18 protein-coding genes and 3 rRNA genes are annotated in these 23074 nt (G+C 68.3%); 5 read left to right on the top strand and 16 right to left on the bottom strand.

The window, feature by feature from the left end:
• Nucleotides 1-77 precede the first annotated feature (77 nt).
• The 4 genes from rrf to tyrS all read right to left on the bottom strand — a co-directional run bounded on the left by rrf (nt 78) and on the right by tyrS (nt 7160).
• Nucleotides 78-194 (bottom strand): 5S ribosomal RNA (rrf, locus tag RM788_RS14305).
• A gap of 111 nt (nt 195-305) precedes the next feature.
• Nucleotides 306-3420 (bottom strand): 23S ribosomal RNA (locus RM788_RS14310).
• Between the two features lie 369 nt (nt 3421-3789).
• A 16S ribosomal RNA gene (locus RM788_RS14315) occupies nt 3790-5305 on the bottom strand.
• The 16S, 23S and 5S rRNA genes sit together here, the layout of an rRNA operon.
• Before the next feature lie 580 nt (nt 5306-5885).
• On the bottom strand, nt 5886-7160 hold the full coding sequence (gene tyrS / locus RM788_RS14320; protein WP_315932134.1) for a tyrosine--tRNA ligase: 1275 nt from the start codon (nt 7158-7160) through the stop codon (nt 5886-5888).
• 109 nt (nt 7161-7269) lie between these two features.
• On the opposite strand from tyrS, the gene RM788_RS14325 reads away from it, so the two are divergent.
• Nucleotides 7270-7863 (top strand): hypothetical protein, encoded by a 594-nt coding sequence (locus RM788_RS14325; RefSeq protein ID WP_315932135.1) that lies wholly within the window; start codon nt 7270-7272, stop codon nt 7861-7863.
• 90 nt (nt 7864-7953) lie between these two features.
• On the opposite strand, the gene RM788_RS14330 is transcribed toward RM788_RS14325, so the two are convergent.
• From RM788_RS14330 to argC, 8 genes are all read right to left on the bottom strand, one after another.
• A complete protein-coding gene (locus RM788_RS14330; protein ID WP_315934631.1) occupies nt 7954-8577 on the bottom strand; it encodes a DNA-3-methyladenine glycosylase in 624 nt (207 codons plus the stop codon).
• Nucleotides 8570-9931, bottom strand: a complete 1362-nt coding sequence (gene argH, locus RM788_RS14335) for an argininosuccinate lyase (RefSeq protein WP_399344990.1) — start codon at nt 9929-9931, stop codon at nt 8570-8572. Before argH ends, RM788_RS14330 begins: the two co-directional genes overlap by 8 nt.
• A gap of 359 nt (nt 9932-10290) precedes the next feature.
• Complete coding sequence (locus tag RM788_RS14340) at nt 10291-10791, bottom strand: arginine repressor (protein ID WP_315932137.1); 501 nt, start codon at nt 10789-10791, stop codon at nt 10291-10293.
• Nucleotides 10788-11714, bottom strand: a complete 927-nt coding sequence (gene argF, locus RM788_RS14345) for an ornithine carbamoyltransferase (RefSeq protein WP_315932138.1) — start codon at nt 11712-11714, stop codon at nt 10788-10790. The genes RM788_RS14340 and argF overlap by 4 nt, the downstream gene beginning before the upstream one ends.
• Nucleotides 11714-12874 carry an acetylornithine transaminase gene (locus tag RM788_RS14350; protein ID WP_315932139.1) on the bottom strand — a complete coding sequence of 387 codons (1161 nt, stop codon included), beginning with the start codon at nt 12872-12874 and terminating at the stop codon, nt 11714-11716. The genes argF and RM788_RS14350 overlap by 1 nt, the downstream gene beginning before the upstream one ends.
• The gene (gene argB, locus RM788_RS14355) at nt 12871-13746 is read right to left on the bottom strand and encodes an acetylglutamate kinase (RefSeq protein WP_315932140.1); all 876 of its coding nucleotides are present in this window, start codon (nt 13744-13746) and stop codon (nt 12871-12873) included. The genes RM788_RS14350 and argB overlap by 4 nt, the downstream gene beginning before the upstream one ends.
• Entirely contained in the window at nt 13743-14915 is a 1173-nt protein-coding gene (argJ, locus tag RM788_RS14360) for a bifunctional glutamate N-acetyltransferase/amino-acid acetyltransferase ArgJ (RefSeq protein WP_315934632.1), read from the bottom strand. Before argJ ends, argB begins: the two co-directional genes overlap by 4 nt.
• A complete protein-coding gene (argC, locus tag RM788_RS14365) occupies nt 14915-15937 on the bottom strand; it encodes an N-acetyl-gamma-glutamyl-phosphate reductase (protein ID WP_315932141.1) in 1023 nt (340 codons plus the stop codon). The genes argJ and argC overlap by 1 nt, the downstream gene beginning before the upstream one ends.
• Before the next feature lie 140 nt (nt 15938-16077).
• On the opposite strand from argC, the gene RM788_RS14370 reads away from it, so the two are divergent.
• The 3 genes from RM788_RS14370 to RM788_RS14380 are packed head-to-tail and all read left to right on the top strand — an operon-like array spanning nt 16078 to nt 18183.
• A complete protein-coding gene (locus tag RM788_RS14370) occupies nt 16078-16461 on the top strand; it encodes a GntR family transcriptional regulator (protein WP_315932142.1) in 384 nt (127 codons plus the stop codon).
• A gap of 10 nt (nt 16462-16471) precedes the next feature.
• Complete coding sequence (locus tag RM788_RS14375) at nt 16472-17317, top strand: ABC transporter ATP-binding protein (RefSeq protein ID WP_315932143.1); 846 nt, start codon at nt 16472-16474, stop codon at nt 17315-17317.
• The gene (locus RM788_RS14380) at nt 17314-18183 is read left to right on the top strand and encodes an ABC-2 membrane transporter-related protein (protein ID WP_315932144.1); all 870 of its coding nucleotides are present in this window, start codon (nt 17314-17316) and stop codon (nt 18181-18183) included. Before RM788_RS14375 ends, RM788_RS14380 begins: the two co-directional genes overlap by 4 nt.
• A 47-nt stretch (nt 18184-18230) precedes the next feature.
• Here the strand turns inward: RM788_RS14380 and RM788_RS14385 are convergent, their stop codons facing one another.
• Nucleotides 18231-18878: an O-methyltransferase gene (locus RM788_RS14385; RefSeq protein ID WP_315932145.1), complete on the bottom strand. Its 648-nt coding sequence runs from the start codon at nt 18876-18878 to the stop codon at nt 18231-18233.
• 29 nt (nt 18879-18907) lie between these two features.
• Between RM788_RS14385 and RM788_RS14390 the strand changes: the two genes are divergently transcribed.
• Complete coding sequence (locus RM788_RS14390; RefSeq protein WP_315932146.1) at nt 18908-19579, top strand: DNA alkylation repair protein; 672 nt, start codon at nt 18908-18910, stop codon at nt 19577-19579.
• On the opposite strand, the gene RM788_RS14395 is transcribed toward RM788_RS14390, so the two are convergent.
• From RM788_RS14395 to pheT, 3 genes are all read right to left on the bottom strand, one after another.
• On the bottom strand, nt 19563-19763 hold the full coding sequence (locus RM788_RS14395) for a hypothetical protein (protein ID WP_315932147.1): 201 nt from the start codon (nt 19761-19763) through the stop codon (nt 19563-19565). The genes RM788_RS14390 and RM788_RS14395 overlap by 17 nt on opposite strands.
• Nucleotides 19764-19768: 5 nt before the next feature.
• A complete protein-coding gene (locus RM788_RS14400; protein ID WP_315932148.1) occupies nt 19769-20266 on the bottom strand; it encodes a hypothetical protein in 498 nt (165 codons plus the stop codon).
• A gap of 327 nt (nt 20267-20593) precedes the next feature.
• Nucleotides 20594-23071, bottom strand: coding sequence for a phenylalanine--tRNA ligase subunit beta (gene pheT, locus RM788_RS14405; protein WP_315932149.1), 2478 nt, complete (start codon nt 23069-23071; stop codon nt 20594-20596).
• Nucleotides 23072-23074: the final 3 nt, after the last annotated feature.

Here is a 23074-nt window from a genome sequence, read left to right on the forward strand (position 1 = left end):
TATGGACACGCCGAAAAGGGCTTGTGATTTGAGCACATAAGATGTGCCCCCATCACAAGCCCTTTTAGGGAATAATTGTCCCGCGGTGACCTACTCTCCCACACCGTCACCAGTGCAGTACCATCGGCGCAGGAGGGCTTAACTACCGGGTTCGGAATGGGACCGGGTGTTTCCCCTCCGCCATGACCGCGGAAACACTATGAAATTACCAACCCGTAGGCACACAACCCCAACCAGCATGCTGGTGGGACCGTGTGGTCCGGTTCGGTTCTTTCAGAACCGCACAGTGGATGCGTAGCGTCTTCGTAAACAAGTCCTCGGCCTATTAGTACCGGTCAACTCCACCCATTACTAGGCTTCCATCTCCGGCCTATCAACCCAGTGGTCTAGCTGGGGGCCTTAACCCTCAAAGGGGTGGGATACCTCATCTTGGAACAGGCTTCCCGCTTAGATGCTTTCAGCGGTTATCCCTTCCGAACGTAGCCAACCAGCAGTGCCCTTGGCAGGACAACTGGCACACCAGAGGTTCGTCCATCCCGGTCCTCTCGTACTAGGGACAGCCTTCCTCAAGTATCCTACGCGCGCGGCGGATAGGGACCGAACTGTCTCACGACGTTCTAAACCCAGCTCGCGTACCGCTTTAATGGGCGAACAGCCCAACCCTTGGGACCTACTCCAGCCCCAGGATGCGACGAGCCGACATCGAGGTGCCAAACCATGCCGTCGATATGGACTCTTGGGCAAGATCAGCCTGTTATCCCCGGGGTACCTTTTATCCGTTGAGCGACGCCGCTTCCACCAGCCAGCGCCGGATCACTAGTTCCGACTTTCGTCCCTGCTCGACATGTCTGTCTCACAGTCAAGCCCCCTTGTGCACTTGCACTCGACACCTGATTGCCAACCAGGCTGAGGGAACCTTTGAGCGCCTCCGTTACCCTTTGGGAGGCAACCGCCCCAGTTAAACTACCCACCAGGCACTGTCCCTGATCCGGATCACGGACCGAGGTTAGACATCCAGTACGACCAGAGTGGTATTTCAACGATGACTCCACAACCACTGGCGTGGCCGCTTCACAGTCTCCCACCTATCCTACACAAGCCGAACCGAACACCAATACCAAGCTATAGTAAAGGTCCCGGGGTCTTTCCGTCCTGCCGCGCGTAACGAGCATCTTTACTCGTAATGCAATTTCGCCGGGCCTGCGGTTGAGACAGTCGAGAAGTCGTTACGCCATTCGTGCAGGTCGGAACTTACCCGACAAGGAATTTCGCTACCTTAGGATGGTTATAGTTACCACCGCCGTTTACTGGCGCTTAAGTTCTCAGCTTCGCCCTTGCGGACTAACCGGTCCCCTTAACGTTCCAGCACCGGGCAGGCGTCAGTCCGTATACATCGTCTTGCGACTTCGCACGGACCTGTGTTTTTAGTAAACAGTCGCTTCTCGCTGGTCTCTGCGGCCGTCTCACCCTAGCCTGCAAGAGGCTTCAAGTGCTACGGCCCCCCTTCTCCCGAAGTTACGGGGGGATTTTGCCGAGTTCCTTAACCACAGTTCGCCCGATCGCCTTGGTATTCTCTACCTGACCACCTGTGTCGGTTTGGGGTACGGGCCGCGTGAAAGCTCGCTAGAGGCTTTTCTCGGCAGCATGGGATCACTCTACTTCGCCTCAATCGGCTATGCATCACGTCTCAGCCTTATGTGCAACACGGATTTGCCTATGTTGCGGCCTACACGCTTACACCAGTACTACCACTCACTGGCGGAGCTACCCTCCTGCGTCACCCCATCGCTTGACTACTACAAGTTCGGGTCCCGCGCTCCACTTGCCCGATGCCCCGAAGGGCGGTGGACAAGCTTTGGGCGGTTAGCATCACAAGGTTCGCCATGGGCGCGTTCACACGGGTACGGGAATATCAACCCGTTGTCCATCGACTACGCCTGTCGGCCTCGCCTTAGGTCCCGACTTACCCTGGGCGGATTAGCCTGGCCCAGGAACCCTTGGTCATCCGGCGGGGGAGTTTCTCACTCCCCTTTCGCTACTCATGCCTGCATTCTCACTCGCATAGCCTCCACACCTGGTTCACACCGGCGCTTCACTGGCTATACGACGCTCCCCTACCCATCCACACGACTGCCAACGGATCAAGTCCGTTGGGATCATATGTGTGAATGACACAGCTTCGGCGGTGTGCTTGAGCCCCGCTACATTGTCGGCGCAGGACCACTTGACCAGTGAGCTATTACGCACTCTTTAAAGGGTGGCTGCTTCTAAGCCAACCTCCTGGTTGTCTGGGCGACCCCACATCCTTTCCCACTTAGCACACACTTAGGGGCCTTAGCTGGTGTTCTGGGCTGTTTCCCTCTCGACTACGAACCTTATCGCCCGCAGTCTCACTGCCGCACTCTCACTCACCGGCATTCGGAGTTTGGTTGATTTCGGTAAGCTTGTGGGCCCCCTAGACCATCCAGTGCTCTACCTCCGGTGAGAAACATGCGACGCTGCACCTAAATGCATTTCGGGGAGAACCAGCTATCACGGAGTTTGATTGGCCTTTCACCCCTAACCACAGCTCATCCCCCAGGTTTTCAACCCTGGTGGGTTCGGGCCTCCACACGGTCTTACCCGTACTTCACCCTGGCCATGGCTAGATCACTCCGCTTCGGGTCTAGACCACGCGACTAAGAACGCCCTATTCGGACTCGCTTTCGCTACGGCTACCCCACACGGGTTAACCTCGCCACGTAGCACTAACTCGCAGGCTCATTCTTCAAAAGGCACGCCGTCACCCCGAAAGGCTCCGACGGATTGTAGGCACACGGTTTCAGGTACTATTTCACTCCCCTCCCGGGGTACTTTTCACCTTTCCCTCACGGTACTAGTCCGCTATCGGTCACCAGGGAGTATTTAGGCTTAGCGGGTGGTCCCGCCAGATTCACAGCGAATTTCACGAGTACGCTGCTACTTGGGAACACCATCAGGAGACACCGGGTTTTCGCGTACGGGAGTCTCACCCTCTACGCTCGTGCTTTCCAGACACGTTCCGCTAACCACAGTGTTTTCTTACTCCTTGAACGTCCGGCAGAACATTCGGATAGGTCCCACGACCCCGACCACGCAACCCCTGCCGGGTATCACACGTAGCCGGTTTAGCCTCATCCGCTTTCGCTCGCCACTACTCACGGAATCACGGTTGTTTTCTCTTCCTGCGGGTACTGAGATGTTTCACTTCCCCGCGTTCCCTCCACATACCCTATGTGTTCAGGTATGGGTGACCCCACATGACTGAGGCCGGGTTTCCCCATTCGGACACCCTAGGATCTCAGCTCGGTTGGCAGCTCCCCTAGGCTTTTCGCAGCCTCCTACGTCCTTCATCGGCTCCTGGTGCCAAGGCATTCACCGTATGCCCTTAAAAACTTGTCTACAAAGATGCTCGCATCCACTGTGCAGTTCTCAAAGAACGAACGGACATCCACCCACTACTGTCACCGCCTGTGCTCAGGCTTTCGCCTGGCTGGTTCGGGGACCGGGCAGACCCGGATCATTTCCTCGTACTGAGCGAAACACTTGCGTGTTCTCTCAGGACCCAACAGCGTGCCGACAAACTTGCGACGATCCCCCCACGACCCTTCCATGCTTGCAAGCAAGCCGTACTAACTCGTGGAGCAACCGTGCCGAATGCATATAGCCAGCATCCACATCTATGAGCAACCCATCCAACGATCGGACGCCGTTGGCATGGACTCCATCCCGTGTGCACCATGTGCCCACAAGACGCGAGAAGCTCCTTAGAAAGGAGGTGATCCAGCCGCACCTTCCGGTACGGCTACCTTGTTACGACTTCGTCCCAATCGCCAGTCCCACCTTCGACCGCTCCCCCCCTTGCGGGTTGGGCCACGGGCTTCGGGTGTTACCGACTTTCGTGACGTGACGGGCGGTGTGTACAAGGCCCGGGAACGTATTCACCGCAGCGTTGCTGATCTGCGATTACTAGCGACTCCGACTTCACGGGGTCGAGTTGCAGACCCCGATCCGAACTGAGACCGGCTTTATGGGATTCGCTCCACCTCGCGGCTTAGCAGCCCTTTGTACCGGCCATTGTAGCATGTGTGAAGCCCTGGACATAAGGGGCATGATGACTTGACGTCATCCCCACCTTCCTCCGAGTTGACCCCGGCAGTCTCCCATGAGTCCCCGCCATAACGCGCTGGCAACATGGAACGAGGGTTGCGCTCGTTGCGGGACTTAACCCAACATCTCACGACACGAGCTGACGACAGCCATGCACCACCTGTACACCGACCTTGCGGGGCACCCATCTCTGGATGTTTCCGGTGTATGTCAAGCCCAGGTAAGGTTCTTCGCGTTGCATCGAATTAATCCACATGCTCCGCCGCTTGTGCGGGCCCCCGTCAATTCCTTTGAGTTTTAGCCTTGCGGCCGTACTCCCCAGGCGGGGTGCTTAATGCGTTAGCTGCGGCACGGAGGACGTGGAAGTCCCCCACACCTAGCACCCACCGTTTACGGCGTGGACTACCAGGGTATCTAATCCTGTTCGCTCCCCACGCTTTCGCTCCTCAGCGTCAGTATCGGCCCAGAGACCCGCCTTCGCCACCGGTGTTCCTCCTGATATCTGCGCATTTCACCGCTACACCAGGAATTCCAGTCTCCCCTGCCGAACTCAAGTCTGCCCGTATCGACTGCAGGCCCACAGTTAAGCTGTAGGTTTTCACAGCCGACGCAACAAACCGCCTACGAGCTCTTTACGCCCAATAATTCCGGACAACGCTCGCACCCTACGTATTACCGCGGCTGCTGGCACGTAGTTAGCCGGTGCTTCTTCTGTAGGTACCGTCACTTGCGCTTCGTCCCTACTGAAAGAGGTTTACAACCCGAAGGCAGTCATCCCTCACGCGGCGTCGCTGCATCAGGCTTTCGCCCATTGTGCAATATTCCCCACTGCTGCCTCCCGTAGGAGTCTGGGCCGTGTCTCAGTCCCAGTGTGGCCGGTCGCCCTCTCAGGCCGGCTACCCGTCGTCGCCTTGGTAGGCCATTACCCCACCAACAAGCTGATAGGCCGCGGGTCCATCCTGTACCGCCGGAACTTTCCACACCACACCATGCGATGAAGTGTCATATCCGGTATTAGACCTAGTTTCCCAGGCTTATCCCAGAGTACAGGGCAGGTTACCCACGTGTTACTCACCCGTTCGCCGCTCGTGTACCCCGAAGGGCCTTACCGCTCGACTTGCATGTGTTAAGCACGCCGCCAGCGTTCGTCCTGAGCCAGGATCAAACTCTCCAATAATGAATTGTTTGATCGCTCCGAACAATCACTGACAATTGCTGTCAGTTGTCCAGTTTGATCTCAAAGGAAACCCATTGACTGGGTTCATATAAGTTACTGGCTATTCGGCACGCTGTTGAGTTCTCAAAGAACACGCGCACACCTTCACCAATCACGCTTTACCGTGACCCGATCAGGGGCATGTGATTCCGCAATATTTCTGAAGCTTAGGTGAAACTAGACGCCCTGGTCAAACCGCCTCAGAGGAGGCGCAGACTGGGTCTTCCCGTTTCGGAGATTGCCCACTCTACCACAAGTTCTGGGAGCTTGGTTCGCACTCTCCGTCTGGCTGCGGCCCGCTGGGCGGTCCGTGTTGGCCTGACTTGGAGAAAGTTACACGTGCCGGAACACCAGGTCAAATCGGGGGTCCCGCAGCCGGGGCACGCGAAGAAACCGCAGGTCAGATCACGTATACCCGCCCTACCAGCACGCTACTGCACCGCCGTTCCGGACAACAGTGTGACCGCCGTCACTCAAAAGAAACCGCGACGGCCGTCGATCCGGAGCGGATCGACGGCCGTGACAGCGACGGAAGTGCAGGTCAGAGCAGTACGCGCACGCCGGCGGTGTTCCTCTTGCCCCGGCGCAGCACCAACCACTTGCCGTGCAGGAGGTCCTCCTTGCCCGGAGTCCACTCCTCGTCGGCGACCTTCGCGTTGTTCACGTACGCGCCGCCCTCCTTCACCGTGCGGCGCGCGGCGCCCCTGCTCTCCGCGAGCCCGGAGGTCACCAGCAGGTCGACGATGGTCGGCGCCTCGGTCAGCGCGACCTCCCCGGTGGGCGCCTCCGCCATGGCCCCGTCGAGCGTCGACAGGTCGAGCCCGCCCAGCTCCCCCTTCCCGAAGAGCGCCTGGCTGGCCGCGATCACCTGCTGCGTCTGGTGCTCCCCGTGCACCAGGTCGGTGAACACCTCGGCCAGCCGCTTCTGCGCGGCGCGCAGGTGCGGGCGCTCGGTGGTGTCCCGCTCCAGCGCCTCGACCTCCTCGCGGGGCAGGAAGCTGAACAGCCGGAGGTACTTCACGACGTCGGCGTCGCCCGCGTTCACGAAGTACTGGTACCAGGCGTAGGGCGAGGTCATCTCCGGGTCGAGCCAGAGCTTGCCGCCGCCGGTGGACTTCCCGAACTTGCGCCCCTCCGCGTCGGTGACCAGCGGCGCGGTCAGCGCGTGCACCGACCTGCCGTCCACCTTCCGGACGAGGTCGACCCCGCCGAGGATGTTGCCCCACTGGTCCGAGCCGCCGACCTGGAGGCTCGTGCCGTACGCGCGGTTGAGCTGGAGGTAGTCGTGCGACTGGAGCAGCAGGTAGCTGAACTCCGTGTACGACATCCCGTCGCTCTCCAGGCGCCGCTTCACCGTCTCGCGCCCGAGCATGGTGTTGATCGAGAAGTGCTTGCCGATGTCGCGCAGGAACTCCAGCACCGGCACCTGGCCGGTCCAGTCGAGGTTGTTCGCCACGACCGCGCCGGTCGGGGACTCGTCGAAGTCGACGAAGCGCTCCAGCTGGCCGCGGATCCGGTCCGCCCACTCCGCGACGGTGTCCAGCGTGTTCAGCGTCCGCTCGCCGTTGTCGCGGGGGTCGCCGATCATGCCCGTCGCGCCGCCCGCCAGGACGATCGGCCGGTGGCCCGCGCGCTGGAACCGGGTCAGCATCAGCAGCGGGACGAGGTTGCCCGCGTGCAGGCTCGGCGCCGTCGGGTCGAAACCGGCGTAGAGGGTGAGCGGGCCCGCGTCCAGGTCTTTCCGCAGTGCGTCGAGGTCGGTGGACTGCGCGATCAGGCCGCGCCAGGACAGCTCGTCAAGGATGTGCTCGCTCACGGGGACCGATTCTCCCCTACCAGGTCAAAGCGATTCGTCCAGCAGTGCGGTTTGCCAGGGCGGTATGAGGGGTAGTCAGGTTCCGGGGGTAACCGAGAGGACTCGACCGATGACGTATCCGGATCGTGAGCCGAGGCGCCCGGCCGTGGGGTACCCGGCCGACAACCAGCCCACGGAGCAGTACCCGGCACGTGACGGGTACCGGGGGCGCGAGGAGTACCCGACGCAGGTCGGGGCACCTGTTCCGCTGGAGGAAGAGGTGGTGCGCCGCGAGGAGCGCGAGGAGGTCGTGCGCCGGGACGGGCGGGGTGGGGGCGCCGTGCACCGCGACGAGGTGCTCGAGCAGCGGCAGCCGCGCGACGAGCGATCCCGCGTGAAGACCGTGATGGTCGTGTGCGCGGTGATCGACGTGGTGTTCTCGCTGTTCGCGATCGTGCTCGCCATCCACGTCGTGCTGGTCATCGGCAGCGCCAACGCGGGCAACGGCTTCGCGCAGATGATCGAGGGCTGGTCCAGCGCGGTGTCGCTGGGGCTGCGCGACCTGTTCACGCCCGAGAACCTCGGCGCGCGCACGCTGCTGAACGACGGCTTGGCCGCGATCATCTGGCTGGTCCTGCGCGCCGTGCTGACGAACCTGATCACCCGGCTGGCCCTGCCCGTCGGCCAGCGACGGGTCTGGTACCGCCGCACCGCGACCTACTGACCTGTTCACCGGCTTGTGGAAGCGGGGACGCCCTCGGGGCGTCCCCGCTTCTTCACGTTCCGGCGGGCACGAGCCGGGCGGCGGGGCTGGTCATCCCGCGTCCGGCGTGTGCTTCCCGCCCCTGCGGTAGGTGCTCACGGCCTGCGAGCCGCTGATCCAGAACCGCCACGGCACCTCGATCGCGAGCGAGATCCCGACGCGGGGGCCGGTGACCACCTCGTCGTCGGGCACCGGGTCGCCCGCGAACAGCCGGACCGAGGCCGTGTCCGAGGTCAGGTCGACGCCGTTGTGCGTCCGGTCGAGGCCCAGCACGCCGGTGAGCCTGGCGGGCCCCTTCGCGAGTTCGGCGTGGCTGCGCGCGGACGGCCGTCGGATGTGCGCCAGGTCCGAGCCCTCCACGACCTCCCCCGCGCGCACCAGCACCGCACCGGGCTCGCCGTCGGTCAGCGACGTGACGTTGGCGCAGAAGTGCATGCCGTAGACGAAGTACACGTACAGGTGCCCCGCCGGGCCGAACATCACCTCGTTGCGCGGGGTCTTGCCCCGGTAGCAGTGCGACGCGGGGTCGTCGGCGCCCCGGTACGCCTCGACCTCGACGATCCTGACCGCCACCACGCCCTCGGGCGTGGTGCTCTCCATGACGCAGCCGAGCAGGAGCCGCGCCGCGTCGACCGGTTCGACGGCGAGCTCCCGCTCGGTGAGCTGCCTACCCAGCACGGGGCGCCGTGAACCCCCGTGCGACCACGACCCGGTCGACCAGCCGCTTGAGCTGCTCGGCGACCCGGTCCGGCGCGGTGCCGCCGTGCGCGTCGCGGGAGGCGATGGAGCCGTGCACGGTCAGCACGTCGCGCACGCCCGGCGTCAGGTGCGCGGAGACGTCGGCGAACTCCTGGTCGGTCAGCTCGTCGAGCCCGACACCGCGGCCCTCGGCGACGCGGACGCACTCGCCCGCGGCCTCGTGCGCGATCCGGAACGGCACGCCCTGGCGGACCAGCCACTCGGCGATGTCGGTGGCCAGCGTGAAGCCCTTCGGCGCCGCCTCGGCCATCCGGTCGGTGTCGTAGCGGATCGTCGACAGCATCCCGGCGATCGCGGGCAGCAGCAGTTCCAGCTGTCCGACGGAGTCGAACAGCGGCTCCTTGTCCTCCTGGAGGTCCCGGTTGTAGGCCAGCGGCTGCGCCTTCAGCGTCGCCAGCAGGCCGGTCAGGTTGCCGATCAGCCGCCCGGACTTGCCGCGGGTCAACTCCGCCACGTCGGGGTTCTTCTTCTGCGGCATGATCGAGCTGCCGGTGGCCCACGCGTCGTCGAGCACGGCGAAGCCGAACTCCGAGGTCGTCCAGATGATGACCTCCTCCGCGATCCGCGACAGGTTCACGCCGATCATGGCCAGCACGAACGCGATCTCGGCCGCGAAGTCGCGCGACGCGGTGCCGTCGATGGAGTTCTCCACCGGCCCGTCGAAGCCCAGTTCGGCCGCCACGGCCGCCGGGTCGAGGCCCAGCGACGACCCGGCCAGCGCGCCGGAACCGTAGGGGGACAACGCGGTCCGCTTGTCCCAGTCCTGGAGGCGGTCGATGTCGCGCAGCAGCGACTGGGCGTGCGCGAGCAGGTGGTGGGCGAGCAGCACGGGCTGCGCGGCCTGGAGGTGCGTGCGGCCGGGCATGACGGCGGTCGGGTGCGCCTGCGCCTGGCCGACCAGCGCGTCCACCACGTCGAGCACGCCGTCGCCGACCCGGCGGGCGGCGTCGCGCAGCCACATCTTGAACAGGGTCGCGACCTGGTCGTTGCGCGACCGGCCCGCGCGGAGCTTGCCGCCCAGGTCGGGGCCCGCGCGTTCGATCAGGCCGCGCTCCAGTGCCGTGTGCACGTCCTCGTCGGCGAGCGTCGGCTCGAACGCCCCGGTGGCCGCGTCGGCCTCCAGCAGGTCGAGCGCCGCGATCATCCTGGTCAGCTCGTCGTCGGTCAGCAGTCCCGCGCCGCGCAGGACGCGGGCGTGGGCCCGTGAGCCCGCGATGTCGTACGGGGCGAGTCTCCAGTCGAAGTGCGTCGACGCGGACAGCAGCGCCATCGCCTCCGCCGGTCCGGACGCGAACCTTCCGCCCCACAGTGCGCTCACTTGTTCAAATCCCTCTTGCTCGTCAGGTTCCACGACATCTCGACGGTATCGCCCTCGTCGCGGGTGTCCAGGGTGGAGTCGTGCGGCGGGTCGCCGTCGCGGTGGCCGCCCGCCGCCGCGCGACGGGTGGGCGGGAGCGGCCGGACCTCCCCGGACGGGTGCGTCCGGGGGTTTCGGCGAACGCGTCCAGCGCGTTCGCCGGTGGGGAGGACCACGGCCCGGCGGGCACGGGTTCACCCCATCGGACCTCGGCGGTCCGCTTGGAGCGGGTGGGGGTGGTCCGCCTGCCGGCGTGCGGGAGGACCACCCGGTCAGTCGTGGTCGTCGTCGTCCTCCTGGTGGCCCTCGGACAGCGACGCGATCCGCTGGGCGAGATCGGCCCCGGTGAGCGGGTCGCGGGCCACGACGATGATCGTGTCGTCGCCCGCGATGGTGCCGACGATGTCGTGCAGCGCCGCCCGGTCCAGGGCGCTGGCCAGGAACTGGGCCGCGCCGGGCGGGGTGCGCAGGACGGCGAGGTTGCCCGAGTGGTCCACCGAGACCAGCAGCTCGCCGAGCACGCGGGCCAGCCGCGAGGTGCCGCCCTGGACACCGCGCACCGGGTTGCCGTCCTCCGGGATCACGTAGACCGGCGCGCCGCCGTCGGGCCCGCGCAGCTTGACCGCGCCGAGCTCGTCGAGGTCGCGCGACAACGTGGCCTGCGTGACGTCGATGCCCTCCATGGCCAGGGTCTTCGCCAGTTCGGACTGGCTGCGGATGGCCCGCTGCGCGACCAGTTCGACGATCCTCCCCTGGCGCGCGGTCCTGGTCACGAGTTCTCCAGCAACCAGACCAGCAGCGCCTTCTGCGCGTGCAGCCGGTTCTCCGCCTCGTCCCACACCGCGCTGTCCGGCCCGTCGAGCACCTCGTCGGTGATCTCCCAGCCGCGGTGCGCGGGCAGGCAGTGCAGCACGGTCGTCTTGACGCCGGTGGCGGCCACCAGGTCGGCGTTCACCTGGTAGGGCCGGAACGGGCCGACGCGGTCGCGGCCGTCGTTCTCCTGGCCCATGGACGTCCACGTGTCGGTGATCAGCACGTCCGCGCCGTCGACCGCCGCGCGCGGGTCGGTGACCAGCTCGACCGAGCCGCCGGTCTCCGCCGCGCGCTTCTTGGCGTCGTCGAGCACCCACGGCTCCGGCACGAACGACGGGGGCGCGGCGATGCGGATGTTCATGCCCGCGGTGGCGCCGCCGAGCAGCATCGAGTGCGACATGTTGTTCGCGCCGTCGCCGAGGTAGGTCGCGGTGAGGCCTTCGAGCCTGCCGTACCGGTTGCGGATCGTCTGGAGGTCCGCGAGCACCTGGCACGGGTGGAACTCGTCGGTCAGCGCGTTGACGACCGGCACCCGCGACACCGAGGCCATGGCCTCCATGCGCTTCTGCGCGAACGTCCGCCACACCACCGCGTCCACGTACCCGGACAGGATGCGCGAGGTGTCCTCGATGGTCTCCTCGCGGCCCAGCTGCATGGAGCGGCCGTCGATGATGACCGGGTTGCCGCCGAGCTGCGCGATGCCGACCTCGAAGGACAGCCGGGTGCGGGTGGAGTTCTTCTCGAAGATCACCGCGATGGACTTGGGGCCCGCCAGCGGCTTCGCGGTGAGCCGGTCGGCCTTGTAGCGGTCGGCCAGGTCGAGCACGGCGATCTGCTCGTCCGGTGTGAGGTCGTCGTCGCGCAGGAAGTGCTTCGGGGTCATCAGGGCTCCAGGAACGTCGGCAGGTCGGCGACCAACCGGTGGGCGTCGGTCTCGTCGAGCACCAGCGGCGGGGCGAGTCTGATGACGTCGGGCTGGATGGGGTTGATCAGGTAGCCGGCTTCCTGCGCGGCCGCCGCGGCCTTCGCCGAGACCGCCTCGCGCAGCGTGATGCCGAGCAGCAAGCCTGCTCCCCGCACGCCCGAGACGAGGGGGTGGTTCAGCGCCTCGATGCCGGTGGCGATCTCCTTGCCGACCGAGGAGGCGTGTTCGAGCAGGCCGTCCGACGCGATCGTGTCGAGCACCGCGAGCGCGGCCGCGCAGCACACCGGGTTGCCGCCGAACGTCGTGCCGTGCTGGCCGGGTTCGAGCAGGTCGGCCGCGGGGCCGACGGCGATGCACGCGCCGAGCGGGAGTCCGCCGCCCAGGCCCTTGGCCAGGGTGAACACGTCCGGCACGATGCCCGCCTGCTGGAAGGCGAACCAGGTGCCCAGCCTGCCGACACCGGTCTGCACCTCGTCCAGGACCAGCAGCGCGCCGTGCTCCGCGGTGATCGCGCGGGCGGCCTGGAGGTAGCCGGCGGGCGGGACGACGACGCCGTTCTCGCCCTGGATGGGCTCGACGACGAACGCGGCGGTCTCGTCGTCGATCGCGGCCTCCAGCGCGGCGACGTCGCCGAACGGGATGTGCGCGACGCCGGGCACCAGCGGTTCGAACGGGGTGCGCTTGGGCGGCTGGCCGGTGAGCGCGAGCGCCCCCATCGTGCGGCCGTGGAAGCCGCCCTCGGTGGAGACGACCTTCGTGCGGCCGGTCCGGCGGCTGATCTTGAACGCGGTCTCGTTCGCCTCGGCGCCGGAGTTGCAGAACAGGACCTTGCCACCGTCCACACCGGACAGGTCGAGCAGGCGTTCGGCCAGCGCCAGCGCGGGCCGGTTGATGAAGAGGTTCGAGGTGTGCGAGAGCTTCCCGATCTGCGCGGTCACCGCGGCGATGACCGCCGGGTGCGCGTGGCCGAGCGCGTTGACCGCGATGCCGGAGACCAGGTCGAGGTAGCGCTTGCCGTCGGTGTCCCAGACGTGCGCGCCCTCACCGCGTTCCAGCGTCATCCGCGGCGTGCCGTAGTTGTTCATCATGGCGGCTTCCCACCGCTGCTGGTCGTTCATCCGCCGTCCCCCGTGACCATCGTTCCGACGCCGCCGGAGGTGAAGACCTCCAGCAGCACGGAGTGCTCCAACCGCCCGTCGATGACGTGCGCCTGCGGGACCCCGCCGCGCACCGCCCGCAGGCAGGCCTCCATCTTCGGCACCATGCCGCTGTCCAGTTCCGGCAGCATCTTCTCCAGTTCGTCCGCGCGCACCTCGTGCAGCAGCGACGACCGGTCCGGCCAGTCCGCGTACAGCCCCTCGACGTCCGTCAGCACGACGAGCTTCCTGGCGTTCAGCGCGATGGCGAGCGCGCCTGCCGCGGTGTCCGCGTTCACGTTGTGCACCACGCCCTCCGCGTCCGGCGCGACCGAAGACACGACCGGGATCCGGCCCGCGCGCACCAGGTCCAGCACCGCGTCCGGGTTCACCCCGGTGATGTCGCCGACCAGCCCGATGTCGACCGGCTCGCCGTCCACGATCGCCGGGCGCCGGGTGGCGGTGAACAGGTGCGCGTCCTCACCGGACATGCCGACCGCGTGCGGGCCGTGGGCGTTGATCAGGCCAACGAGCTCGCGGCCCACCTGCCCGACCAGGACCATCCGGACGACGTCCATCGCCTCGGGGGTGGTGACCCGCAGTCCGCCGCGGAACTCGCTCTCGATGCCGAGCCTCTTGAGCATGGCGCCGATCTGCGGGCCGCCGCCGTGCACGACGACCGGGTGCAGGCCCGCGAGCTTGAGGAACACCATGTCCTGTGCGAAGGCCTGCTTGAGCTTGTCGTCGACCATGGCGTTGCCGCCGTACTTCACGACCACGATCGCGCCGCGGAACCGCTGCAACCACGGCAGCGCCTCGACGAGGACGGCCGCTTTCTCCTGGGCGCCGTTCACGACGAGTACGCGCTGTTCTCTTCGACGTAGCCGTGCGAGAGGTCGGTGGTGAGGATCGTGGCGGTCGCGTCGCCGACGTTGAGGTCGATGACGATGTCGATCTCGCGGCCGGACAGGTCCGCGGCCGAGCGGTCCTGCGCCTTGGTGCCGTTGGCGAACAGGGTCGCGCCGTTGATCGTGATGCCGAGCTTGTCCGGGTCGATCACCGCGTCCGCGCGGCCCAGCGCCATCGCGATGCGGCCCCAGTTGGGGTCCGAGCCGAACAGCGCGGTCTTGACCAGGTTGTCCTCGGCCACCGTGCGGCCGATGTGCACGGCCTCCTTTTCGCTCGCCGCGCCGCGGACGGTCACCGAGACCTCCTTGGTCACGCCCTCGGCGTCGCCCTGAAGCTGCTTGACGAGGTCGCCCGCGACGGCCGTGAGCAGCGCGGTGAAGTCCTCGGCGCTCGGCGTGACGCCCGAGGCGCCGGAGGCCAGCACCAGCACGGTGTCGTTGGTGGAGGTGCCGCCGTCGACGTCGAGGCGGTCGAACGTCCGGTTGGTCGCGAAGCGCAGCGCGGTGTCCAGCGCGGCGCCGTCGACCACGGCGTCGGTCGTGATGACCGAGAGCATCGTCGCCATGTTGGGGGCGAGCATTCCCGCGCCCTTCACGAACCCGCCGACCGACCAGCCGTCGGCGTGCGCGGACCAGGACTGCTTGGCGCGCGAGTCGGTGGTGAGCACGGCGGTCGCGGCGGCGAACCCGGCCTCGACGGTGCCCTGGAGGTCCTTCGCGGCACTGTCCACACCGGACCGGACGGCGTCCATCGGCAGCCGCTCGCCGATCAGGCCGGTGGAGCAGACCGCGACCTCGATCGCGCCGCAGGACAGCACTTCCGCGACCTTCTCGGCGGTGGCGTGGGTGTCCTGGAAGCCCTCGGGGCCGGTGCACGCGTTGGCGCCGCCGGAGTTCAGCACCACCGCGGTGAGCCTGCGCTCCCGGATGACCTGCTGGGACCACAGCACCGGCGCGGCCTTGACCTTGTTGGTGGTGAACACGCCCGCCGCCGCGTCGAGCGGGCCCGCGTTGACGACCAGCGCCAGGTCGAGCGCGCCGGTCGCCTTGATCCCGGCGGCCACCCCCGCGGCCTTGAAGCCCTTCGGGCCGGTAACACCCTTGTCGCGATCGATCACGGAGCCACTCCCACGGTGGACAGGCCGGTGGTCTCCGGCAGGCCTAGCGCCAGGTTCATGCACTGCACGGCGGCGCCCGCCGTGCCCTTCGTCAGGTTGTCGATCGCCGCGACCACGACCAGCCGGTTGAGGTCCGGGTCGACGGTCACCTGCAACTGCACCGCGTTCGAGCCGAGCACCGCGCCGGTCGTGGGCCAGTGGCCCTCGGGCAGCAGGTGCACGAACGGCTCGTCCGCGTACGCCTTCGCGTACACCGCGCGCACGTCCTCGGCGTCGGGTCGGAGCTGCGCGGAGCAGGTGGCGAGGATGCCGCGCGGCAGCGGGGCCAGCACCGGGGTGAACGAGACCCCGATCGGCCGGTCCGCGATCGCGCTGAGGTTCTGGACGATCTCCGGGGTGTGCCGGTGCGCGCCGCCGACGCCGTACGCGCTGAGCGACCCCATCACCTCGGAGCCGAGCAGGTTCGTCTTGGCCGCCTTGCCCGCGCCGGACGTGCCCGACACCGCGACCACGACCACCTCGGGCTCGATCAGGTCCGCGGCGACCGCGGGGGCGAGCGCGAGCGAGGACACCGTCGGGTAGCAACCCGGAACGGCCACCCGCTTGGCGCCCACCAGCTGCTGCCTTCGCCCCGGCAGTTCCGGCAGCCCGTAGGGCCACGACCCGGCGTGGTCGCCGCCGTACCAGCGCTCCCACGCCCACGAGTCGACCAGCCTGTGGTCGGCGCCGCAGTCGACGACCAGCACGTCGTCACCCAGCTGCGCGGCCAGTTCGGCCGACTTCCCGTGCGGCAGGGCGAGGAACACGACGTCGTGACCGGCGAGCGCCTGCGCCGTCGTCTCCTCCAGCACCCGGTCCGCGAGCGGCAGCAGGTGCGGCTGGTGGGCGAACAGGCGGCTGCCCGCGTTGCCACCCGCCGTCAGCGCGCCGATCTCCACGTCGGGGTGCGAGAGCAGGAGCCGCAGCACCTCGCCCCCCGCATACCCGCTGGCTCCAGCGACCGCGATCCGCACCGTCATACGGATAATTATGCATAGGGATGCAAACTCACTCAAGCCTTAATCGGGCACCTATCCGGGTGACGTTCCTCGCGCACTTGCGTCGAGGGGCCCCGACTGGGCATCATGCTTTCACCAATTAAGTAGTGAAAGGGTGCTGGGTGATCGAGTTCCGGATCGACCGCCGTTCCGGGGTCGCCGCCTACCTGCAACTGGTGCACCAGACCAAGCAGGCGCTGCGGTTGGGGGTGTTGCGGCCCGGCGATCGGCTGCCGACCGCGAAGGAGGTCATGACCGCCACGGCGATGAACCCGAACACGGTGCTGAAGGCCTACCGGGAGCTCGAACGGGAGGGCCTCGTCGAAGGACGGCGGGGGCTGGGGACGTTCGTGGTCCGAACGCTGGCGAGACCCGGCGCGACCGACGACGGGGTGCTGCGCGCGGGACTGGCGGAGTGGCTGGCGGGCGCCGACGCGGGCGGGCTGGAGCGCGAGGACGTGGAGGCACTGGTGAAAGCCGTGCTGGACGAGCACTACGGGACGTGAGGACACCACCATGGACGAGGGGTCGGCCGCGCTCGTCGCGACCGGGTTGGGCAAGCGCTACCGCAGGGGGTGGGCGCTGGGGGACTGCACGTTCGCGCTGCCCGAAGGGCGGATCTCGGCACTGGTCGGGCCGAACGGGGCGGGCAAGAGCACGTTGATGTCGTTGGCGGTGGGACTGCTGCGACCCACCGCGGGAACCATCGCGGTCCGCGGCAAACCGGGGTTCCTGGCGCAGGGGAAGCCGCTGTACCAGGGGTTCACCGTCGAGGAGGTCCTGCACGCGGGCCGGGCGCTGAACCCGGTCTGGGACGACGCCTACGCGCGGCGGCTGGTCGCGGAGGCGGGCGTGCCGCTCCGCGCGAAGGTCCGGACGCTGTCCGGCGGGCAGCGCACGAGGGTCGCGCTGGCGGTGGTGCTCGGGCGCAGGCCGGAGGTGCTGCTGCTGGACGAGCCGCTGGCGGACCTGGATCCGTTGGCGCGCCAGGAGGTCATGCAGGCGCTGCTGGCCGAGGTCGCCGAGACCGGGACCACCGTGCTGCTGTCGTCGCACGTGATCGCGGAGCTGGACGGGATCTGCGACCACCTGCTGCTGCTCTCGGAGGGGCGCGTGCAGCTCGCCGGTGACGTGGAGGACCTGCTGGCGGAGCACCGGCTGCTGATCGGGCCGCGGTCGCTGGACGTGCCCGCGGCCGCCGTCGTGGAGCGGCGGGACACCGAGCGGCAGTCGACGGTGCTGGTGCGCGGGGTGGACCTGCCGCCACCGGACGCGGAGGCGCACGTGCCGACGCTGGAGGAACTGGCGCTCGGGTACCTCCGGGCGGGACGCGCGACGAGCGAGCGGGCGGTGGCGGTATGACGTGGGTGGCGTGGCGGCAGCAACGGCTGCTGACCCTGGTGTCCCTGGCGCTGGTGGCGGTCGTGGCCGCGGGCATGGCCGCGCTGGCGGTCGACCTGTCGTCGGTGCTGCCCGCCGAGGCCGCGGTGCTCGACGAGCGGTACGGGGAGCTGCTCGGCGTCATCCCGATGGCGATGCTGGCCCTGCCGGTGCTGCTGGGCATGTTCGCCGGGGCGCCGGTGTTCGCGCGGGAACTGGAACAGGGCACGCACGTGTTCGGCCTGACCCAGTCCATCGGCCGCATCCGGTGGTGGGCCACGAAGCTGCTCGTCGCCGGCGTTCCGATCACGCTGGCGATGACGCTGCTCGGCCTGCTCAACGCCAAAGCGCTGGGGCCGTTGAGCTTCATCCTGTCCAGCAGGCTGCAGACGCCGATGTTCGAGAGCCAGGGGTACGTGCTCGGGGCCTACACGGCGGTCGCGTTCGCGATCGGCGCGACCGCGGGACTGCTGGTGCGCAGCACCCTGGGCGCCATGGCGATCACCCTCGCCGGGTACCTGGCGCTGCTGGTCATCGTCGGGAACGCCGCACGCCCCCACTACGTCGACCCGGTGTACGTGCCCTCGGTCGTGGAGGAGCCGGGCGCGTGGCGGGTGGAGATCGGGTACCTCGACGCGCAGGGTGCCCCGACCGCGTTCGCCGGGCAGAAGTGCGGCGAGACGCCCATCGCCCAGTGCCTGGCCGACCAGGGCGTCGCGAGCCAATTCACCTGGTACCACCCGCAGTCGCAGTTCTGGCAGTTCCAGCTGGCCGAGAGCGCGATCGTGGTGCTGGTCGTCGCGGTCCTGGTCGGCGTCGGCGCCCGGGCCGTCCGCCGGGTGCGCTGAGGTTGGGACCCCCGACCTCCTGAGGGGTGGGGTCGGGGGTCGTCCGCCTACAGCTTCCGGGCCAGGGTGACGCCGTCGCGGACGGGCAGCATCACGGACTCGACGCGCTTGTCCCGCACGACGAGGGTGTTCATCAGGCGCATGGCGATGTCGCCGGGGTTCTGGGAGGACTCGTCGAGGACGCCGCCGTCGCGCAGCACGTTGTCGAGCACGACCAGGCCGCCGGGCCGCAGCCGCCGGACCAGCTCCTCGTAGTAGTCCGGGTAGCCGACCTTGTCGGCGTCGATGAACGCGAAGTCGATCTCGGGCTCGTCGGGCAGCGCGCGCAGGGTCTCCACGGCCGGCGCGAGGCGCAGTTCGATCCGGTCCTCCAGGCCCGCGCGGGCCCAGTAGCGGCGGGCGATCGAGGTCCACTCCTCGCTGACGTCGCACGCGAGCAGGTGGCCGTCGGCGGGCAGGCCGCGGGCGATGCAGATCGACGAGTAGCCGGTGAACACACCGACCTCCACGGCCCGCCGCGCGCCGACCAGCCGGACCAGCATGGTGAGGAACTCGCCCTCGTCGTGCGAGATCTGCATCTCCGACGCGCCGCCGGTCGCCGCGAGCGTCTCCTCGGCGAGTTCGCGCAGCAGGTCGTCGGCGGGCGTGCAGTGGTCGAGGAGGTAGTCGCTGACAGCCGGGTTGATCAGGTCCATGCGGTCAAACTAGCGACTACTTTCACCGCATGGACCTGGTCGACGCGGTTCGCGCCGGACTCGCCGAAGCGGCCGACCCCGTGAAGGCCGAGGGCATGCGGGCGTACATGAAGTCGGGGATGCCGTTCCGCGGCGTGGCGAAACCGGAGCGCGCGAAGCTGGCGCGGACGTTGTTCGCCGCGCACCCGATGCCCTCGCGCGACGCGTGGCGGGCCGCCGTGCTGCGGCTGTGGCGCGAGGCGACCCACCGCGAGGAACGCTACCTGGCGCTGGACCTGACCGACGCGTACCGGAGGTGGCAGGACGTCGACCTGCTGCCGCTCTACGACGAACTGGTCGTCACCGGCGCCTGGTGGGACTTCGTGGACGAGATCGCGGCCAGGCGCGTCGGCCCCCTGCTGCGCGCCCACCCCGCCGTCGTCGCACCGGTGGTGCGCGCGTGGTCGCGCGACGCCGACCGGTGGCGCCGCCGCACGTCGGTGATCTGCCAGCTGGGGGCGAAGGGCGCCACCGACACGGACCTGCTGGCCGAGTGCGCGGAGGCCTGCGTCGCCGACCAGGACTTCTTCCTGCGCAAGGGCATCGGCTGGGCACTGCGCGACTACGCGAAGACCGACCCCGACCGGGTGCGGCGGTTCGTGGCCGACCACCCCGACCTCTCCCCGCTGTCCCGCAGGGAAGCGCTCAAGCACCTGGGGTGAGCGCGAACAGGACGCGGTGGGTCTTGTGGACGACGAGCACATCCGGCGTCCGCTCCACCACCGTGACCAGCAACGCGCCCTCCCCCTCGTCCCGGTCCAGCGTCGTGGTGAACCGCCGGCCCTCATCCCCCACGTCCAGGACTTCCCCCCACGGCGAGCAGCGCACCGCCGCCCGCCACCGCACCGCCGCTACCCCCTGGTCGCGTGACCCGAGTACGTCAGCGGGAAGACCAGGTCCTTGCACGCGTCGGGCACGTCGGTGGCGACCTGCACGACCATCTCCACCTCGACCTCGCCCGCGGGAGGGATGGCGACGGGGGTGTCCATCGGCGACACGGTGAGCACGCCGGACGGGCAGCCTGGGACCTTGTTGTGCCCGGAGTCGACCGGCTGGCCGGGAATGGCCGCCAGGTTGACCACGATGATGTCGACGTCGTTCGGGTTGGACAGCCGCACCTGCCGCGCGCCCTCGCTGCCGGGCGTCAGCTCCACGGCGCCGCCGGACACGTCGTTGATCCCGAACGGCTTGAGGTCCGACACGCCCGCCTCGCCCGCGCTGATGGCGTAGGCCATGGTGGGGGTACGGGGGTCCGGCCACGTCAGGTGCATGGCCGCTACCACGGCCGCACCCACGCCCAGGATCGTCGTCGCGACGGCGATCTCCATTCGCGGGCCCAAACTACGCATGGCGCAACTCCATGAGCCGTTGCTCCAGGCGGTGGGTTCGCCTCTAGCTCCCTACCGGACCGGCGACCAACTCGCCCGGCAGTTCATCGCTTCGCCCCTCGGCCCCGCGGGCCGCCCGCCAATCTTGGAGAACATTCAACGGAGAAGCAAGGCCCGATCACTGAACGTGAGGATCCATCACCAGGCTTCAGCGCCCAATCAAGACACCTGCACCATCGTGAGCAGGCACTTCTTCGTTATTCCATTCGACCGTGGTTCACCCGGTCGGACTAACGTGCTCCGACCGGGTGACCCTTCACGATCCCGCGCTCACGACACCCACCGCCCTCAGGAGCGGAGCGTGGCGCCGTGCCTTTCGGTCAGCGCCGTCACGGCGGCGTCGCGCGCCGCCGTGGCCTCTTCGACGGTCAACGTGCGGTCGGGAGCCCGGAACCGCAGCGCGTACGCCAGGGAACGCTTGCCCTCGCCCACCTGCTCGCCCGTGTAGACGTCGAACAGCCGGATGTCCTCCAGCAGGTCGCCACCACCCGATTCGAGCACAGCGGCCACCTCAGCGGCGGGAACGGCCGCGTCGACCACCACCGCCACGTCCAGCAGCACCGGCGGGTACGCCGAGATGATCGGCGCGGGCCGGTTGTCGTTGAGCGGCAGCGCGTCCAGGTCCAGCTCCATCGCGACGGTCCGCTTGGGCAGCCCGAGCGCCTCGACGACCTTCGGGTGCAGCTCGCCGGCGTGCCCGACGGGCCAGTCGCCGACGCGCAGCTGCGCGCAGCGGCCGGGGTGCCACGGCGCGAGGTCGGACGCGACCACGCGCAGGGTGACGCCGTACGCCTTGGCGACGAGCTTGGCGGCCTCGACCGCGTCCGCCCAGTCGGCCTGGCGGCCCTTGCCCCACCAGCCCGCGTGCTCGCGGTGCCCGGCCAGCACGACGGCCACGTGCACCGGCTGCTGCGGCAGCGCGGCCAGCATGGACGCCACCTGGGCCTTGGTGGGCCGCTCGCCGACGCCGATGGTCGGCACCGGCACCTGCTGGGTGCGCGGCAGCGTGACCTGGGCGATGTTGAACAGCGCCACGTCCTTCTGGCCGCGGGACAGGTTGCGCTGCACGGCGTCCAGCAGGCCGGGCAGCAGCGTGGTGGCCATCGCGTGCTTGTCCGCCTCCAGCGGGTTCAGCACGCTGACCGTGTTGCGCCGCGAGTCGTTCGGGATCAGCCCGAACGAGTCGAACACCGCGGGCGAGATGAACGGGAACGGCAGCACCTCGACGTAGCCGTCCTCGGCCAGCGCGCGCGAGACCGTGCGGCGGCGGCGCTGCTGCTCGGTCAGCCCCCGGCCGGCCGGGGCGGGCGGCAGCGTGGACGGGATCGTCCCGAACCCCTCCAGCCGCAGCACCTCCTCGACCAGGTCGGCGGGCTGCACCAGGTCCGAACGCCACGTCGGCGGGGTGGCGGTGACCAGGGTCGCGCCGTCGTCACCGGTGGTGACCTCGACCTGGCAGCCGATCTGGCCGAGCCTGCGCGCCGTCACACCGCGGGCGTAGCGCACGCCCGCGACGCGGTCCGGCAGGTCGATCGGCATCGTGACCGGGCCGGGCAGCTCGGGCGTTCCCACGTCCGTGCGGCCGGGCTTGATCCCGCCGTCGCCGTAGAGGTGCAGCAGCTTCGCCGCGCGCTCCAGGGCGACCGGCGACAGCGCCGGGTCGACCGTGCGCTCGTACCGCTTCGCGGCCTCGCTGGGCAGCTTGTGGCGGCGCACGGTGCGGGCGATGGACGCGGGGTCCCAGATCGCCGCTTCGAGCAGGATGTCGCCGGTCTTGTCGCCGACCTCCGTGCTCGCGCCGCCCATGACACCGGCCATCGAGATGACGCCGGTGTCGTCGGCGATCACGATGTCGTCGGCGTCGAGCACGCGCACGGTGTCGTCGAGCGTGGTGAGCTTCTCGCCCGACTTCGCGCGCCGCACGACCAGGTTGCCCTGGAGCTTCGAGGCGTCGAACGCGTGCAGCGGGTGCCCGAGTTCGATCATCACGTAGTTGGTCACGTCGACCGGCAGCGAGATCGAGCGGATGCCCGCGAGCATCAGCCTGCGGCGCATCCACCACGGCGTCGGCGCGGTCGGGTCGACCCCGCTGACCTGGCGGGCGACGAACCTCGCGCAGCCCGCGCCGTCCTCGAGGTGCACGGGCCACACCTCGCCCTCGGCCTCCGGCACGTCGGCCACGGCCGGGTCGCCGAAAGCGACGTCGAACGCGCACGCGATCTCCCGCGCGAGACCGCGCACCGAGAAGGCGTAGCCGCGGTCGGGCGTGGGCGTGATCTCCAGGACGGTGTCGTCCAGGCCGAGCAGCTCCACGGCGCCGTCACCGGGCTGCGCGGTGCCGCTGGGCAGCACCAGGATGCCGGCGTGCTCCTCGCCGAGGCCCAGTTCGCGGGCGGAGCAGATCATGCCGTCGCTGGTGCGGCCGTAGGTCTTGCGCGCGGAGATGGTGAAGTCGCCGGGCAGCACCGCGCCGGGCAGCGCCACGACGACCGTGTCGCCCTCGACGAAGTTCGTGGCACCGCAGACGATCCCGTTCACCTTGCCGGGGGCGACCTCGACCTGGCAGAACCGGATGGGCTTCTTGAACTCCTCGAGCTCCTCGATCTCGACGACGCGCCCGGCGACGATGGGACCGCTGACGGGCCCGAGCGGGCGCACGTCGTCGATCTCCATGCCGATCCGGATGAAGGCCTCGGCCAGTTCGTCCGGGGTGGGCGCCTCCGCGAACTCGAGGTGCTCGGTCAACCAGCTAACCGGAATACGCACCGG

This window comes from Umezawaea sp. Da 62-37 (assembly GCF_032460545.1).
Lineage (GTDB): Bacteria > Actinomycetota > Actinomycetes > Mycobacteriales > Pseudonocardiaceae > Umezawaea.

Excerpts from the sequence above, each read along its gene's own strand:
- RM788_RS14375 (WP_315932143.1), top strand. The coding sequence starts at position 16,472 with ATGGACGAGGGGTCGGCCGCGCTCGTCGCGACCGGGTTGGGCAAGCGC.
- argH (WP_399344990.1), bottom strand. The coding sequence starts at position 9,931 with ATGGCGCTGCTGTCCGCGTCGACGCACTTCGACTGGAGACTCGCCCCG.
- RM788_RS14390 (WP_315932146.1), top strand. The coding sequence starts at position 18,908 with ATGGACCTGGTCGACGCGGTTCGCGCCGGACTCGCCGAAGCGGCCGAC.
- RM788_RS14380 (WP_315932144.1), top strand. The coding sequence starts at position 17,314 with ATGACGTGGGTGGCGTGGCGGCAGCAACGGCTGCTGACCCTGGTGTCC.
- RM788_RS14400 (WP_315932148.1), bottom strand. The coding sequence starts at position 20,266 with ATGCGTAGTTTGGGCCCGCGAATGGAGATCGCCGTCGCGACGACGATC.
- RM788_RS14325 (WP_315932135.1), top strand. The coding sequence starts at position 7,270 with ATGACGTATCCGGATCGTGAGCCGAGGCGCCCGGCCGTGGGGTACCCG.
- argC (WP_315932141.1), bottom strand. The coding sequence starts at position 15,937 with ATGACGGTGCGGATCGCGGTCGCTGGAGCCAGCGGGTATGCGGGGGGC.
- RM788_RS14385 (WP_315932145.1), bottom strand. The coding sequence starts at position 18,878 with ATGGACCTGATCAACCCGGCTGTCAGCGACTACCTCCTCGACCACTGC.
- RM788_RS14350 (WP_315932139.1), bottom strand. The coding sequence starts at position 12,874 with ATGAACGACCAGCAGCGGTGGGAAGCCGCCATGATGAACAACTACGGC.
- argF (WP_315932138.1), bottom strand. The coding sequence starts at position 11,714 with ATGACCCCGAAGCACTTCCTGCGCGACGACGACCTCACACCGGACGAG.